Source organism: Synechococcus sp., assembly GCF_982614295.1.
The window spans coordinates 1-2,982 of record NZ_CEXBMR010000087.1 but is presented as its reverse complement, the minus strand read 5'-3'; the positions used below and the strand labels follow the sequence as shown (position 1 = coordinate 2,982).

Sequence of the window (2,982 nt, the reverse complement as noted above, 5' to 3'; positions counted from 1 at the left end):
CAGTTGCAACAGCAATTGCTAATGGTTGGCAAATATTCACTGGCTCGCTGGTTTTGTTTGCCAATTGGCGCCCTCCTTGCCTTGGGGCTAGCCAATGAAAGCCCTCCCCCTTTGATCCCATCCAACACTCCAGTTGCTGACCTTGGCACTAACACCAAGCTTCCCGCCCATCTGGAGGAAAACTTTCGTGTTCTACCTTCTCCACCACCACCAATAGGGTGGATGGCTTTAAAAAAACAGCCTGGAGCCACGGCTCTGTTGTTTTATCCCCTCGATCAACCAGCTCTGGATATCAGTGCTTTTAAGTGGCGTTATTCAGAAAGCCGCAAAGGTTGGCGCATGCATGCTGGGCTTGATCTGATGGCACCGGAGGGTGAGGCGGTTAGGCCTGCTAAAAAAGGCCGAGTGGTTTTAGTAGACATAATTTCCGGCTATGGCATCACCGTAGTGGTGGCCCATGGCGAGCTAAATCAAAGTTTGTATGCCCATCTATCGGCGGTTGATGTGAAACCTGGTGATCAGGTTGAGCCCAGTTCCCTATTGGGGCGGGTGGGGCAAACGGGCGTAGCAAGCGGCCCCCATTTGCATTTCGAATGGCGTGAACGCCAAGGCAATGGCTGGGTTGCCCTTGATCCCATGCCGATGATGATTCCCCAATAGGAGGGAAGCAGTGGTTTCAACGCTCTGCTTGCTTGAGCAATGGTGTGTTGATCGCGCCGCTGCTGGCCAGAAAATATTGGGCTTGTGTGCCCCGCCGGGTAGTGGCAAAAGTTGGTTGGCATGCCAATTGCAATCCAGGCTGGATGTGGCTTGCCTCTCCCTAGACGATCTTTATTGGCCCCAGCCGCAATTACAGCAGTATCAACGCGGTTTGCCCGGCAGCCACGATTTACCACTACTAAAGCAAGTGTTGGCTGATTTTCGCCAGCATGGCAAGGCGATGGCCCCTTGTTTTGTTAAGGGATTAGCTGCTGGTGCTGGTGATCGCCAAGGCCAACGCCTTTTGGTTGGGGATTTGCTATTGCTGGAGGGTTGGTGCGTGGGAGCAAGAGGTGTGCCAAAGCTTCAGCCATATCAGGCCATTTGGCAGCAGCTTGATGGCCTTTTATTGCTGCGTCCCCCCAGTTATGGGCGGGTGATGCGCTGGCGGTTGCAGGCGGAGGCTAAACAGCGCCAGCAGGGGGGTGGCGCCTTAACAGCCAAGCAGGTGGCAGCCATGGTGCTGGCTTTTTATGGCCATCTACCGGCAGAAAAATGTTTTGCATCGTTGTGGCAACAACCCCAATTACCAACCTGGCAGCTAAAGCTCAACCACCAAAGGCAACCGCTTGGGCCAATTGAAGTTGTTTATTAGGTCCAGTTGCCACCAAAATCGTCGTCGAAGCCTTCGTCTGGCATGAATTCATTCCAGCCAGGACTGGCTTGATCCATCAAGCCGAACTGGGCATCCACTGCATCGGTGGCGGTGTTGCCGGTGGGACGGGTATCGCAGGTGATGCTGCCATCACTGGCAGTGCTGCAGTTGTCGAATACAACTCCCGCCTGAACTGGTGAAATCAGCAAGGCAACACCGATGATGGATGCACCCAACTTGTTGTTCAACACGCCGATGTATACCGATTGGACCGCCGTTATTCTGCTGCTTCTCACAGCTGCTCCCCTTGCTGTGGTAGTAGCTACTGCTGCTTTTTTCATTTGGCGCCAAAAGCGAGCGAAGCTTTAATTTAAAACAACCCCACAACTTTGAATTGTGCCAGCCATTTTTTTGGGTTATTTTTCAGCTCTTCTAGTAAATCTGAAGGGCTAAGTGTGCTGCCAGGTGGCACCCAGCCGTTGCTAGCTGCCCAGCTACCAATAAGTTGATCTGCTGAGCCCCCCTCACTTTTCCAGGTAGCTAACCCCGGAGCTTGTTGTCCTTTAGACAATTTTTGGCCCTGTTCATCATGAAGTAACGGCACATGCCAATACTTCGGTGGATCTTGTTGCAGCAGTTGAATCAGTGCCACTTGCGGCCCCGTTGAAACCCAGAGGTCTGTTCCTCTAACAACACTATTTATACCCATCCACAATTCATCAACGGCGGTGGCTAGGTGATAAGCCAAATACCCATCGGCGCGCCTTAGCACCACATCTCCCACTTCAGTTGCACCATTCAGCTGGCAGGTTTCAGCACCTAATTCTTGCCAATTCAAAACTTTTGCCTCTAAACGAAACCTCCAGCTAGGCAGCTTTCCTTGCACTTCCCCCCAGCTGTGGCGTTTATTAAGGCAAGTACCTGGATAAATAGGCCAAGCCCCGTGGGGAGCGGAAAGGTGGGCAAGCATGCGCCTGCTACACCTACATGGGTAAACCAAATCTGTGCGCCTCAGAGCTGAAAGCACACTGGAATAAAGCCCTCTTCTCTCACTTTGGCGCCATATGGGGGGATCCCAATCGAGGCCAAGCCAGGCCAGATCTGCAAAAATCTGTGCTTCGGCGCCGGATTGAATGCGCGGCGTGTCTAGATCATCTATACGAATGAACCATTCGCCCCCTTGCAAGCGGCTAAACAACCAAGACAGCAACGCTGTGTGCAAATTGCCCAAATGGAGTGGGCCGCTGGGGGTGGGGGCAAATCTGCCCCGTTGATGCTTTTGCCTAGATGCCTTGGCGCTTAAAAGCTCCCCCCTCAAATGAGCGGGGAGCGCTTCTAGCAAATTGATCAGCCTTGAACCCGCTCTTTAAATAATTTGCCAGCAGTGAAAGCAGGCACCTTCTTGGCAGGGATAGCGATTTTTTCACCGGTTTTTGGGTTCAACCCCTGGCGAGCAGAGCGTTCCCTTGATTCAAAGGAACCAAAACCAAGGATGGAAACTTTTTTGCCTTCAACTACGGAATCAACAATGGTTTCGATTGCCGCATCGATTACCTGAGAAACATCGGTTTTGGTGAGCTCAGTGCGGGCAGCTACCAAATTAACAAGATCAGCTTTGTTCATAACGA

General features: G+C 52.2%; 5 protein-coding genes. 2 read left to right on the top strand and 3 right to left on the bottom strand.

The annotated features are described in order from the left end of the window. The coding region (locus AC2JC8_RS09965) for a M23 family metallopeptidase (RefSeq protein ID WP_484594668.1) at positions 1 to 660 on the top strand (660 nt) is incomplete at its 5' end. A 10-nt stretch (positions 661 to 670) separates the two neighbouring features. Continuing rightward, complete coding sequence (locus AC2JC8_RS09960) at positions 671 to 1,354, top strand: hypothetical protein (RefSeq protein ID WP_484401792.1); 684 nt, start codon at positions 671 to 673, stop codon at positions 1,352 to 1,354. Here AC2JC8_RS09960 and AC2JC8_RS09955 read toward each other — a convergent pair. From AC2JC8_RS09955 to AC2JC8_RS09945, 3 genes are all read right to left on the bottom strand, one after another. After that, on the bottom strand, positions 1,351 to 1,650 hold the full coding sequence (locus AC2JC8_RS09955) for a hypothetical protein (protein ID WP_484594667.1): 300 nt from the start codon (positions 1,648 to 1,650) through the stop codon (positions 1,351 to 1,353). The two genes, AC2JC8_RS09960 and AC2JC8_RS09955, sit on opposite strands and share 4 nt — an antisense overlap. Before the next feature lie 74 nt (positions 1,651 to 1,724). After that, positions 1,725 to 2,696, bottom strand: coding sequence for a tRNA glutamyl-Q(34) synthetase GluQRS (gene gluQRS, locus AC2JC8_RS09950; protein WP_484401892.1), 972 nt, complete (start codon positions 2,694 to 2,696; stop codon positions 1,725 to 1,727). A 5-nt stretch (positions 2,697 to 2,701) separates the two neighbouring features. After that, positions 2,702 to 2,977, bottom strand: a complete 276-nt coding sequence (locus AC2JC8_RS09945) for an HU family DNA-binding protein (RefSeq protein ID WP_255132513.1) — start codon at positions 2,975 to 2,977, stop codon at positions 2,702 to 2,704. Positions 2,978 to 2,982 lie beyond the last annotated feature (5 nt).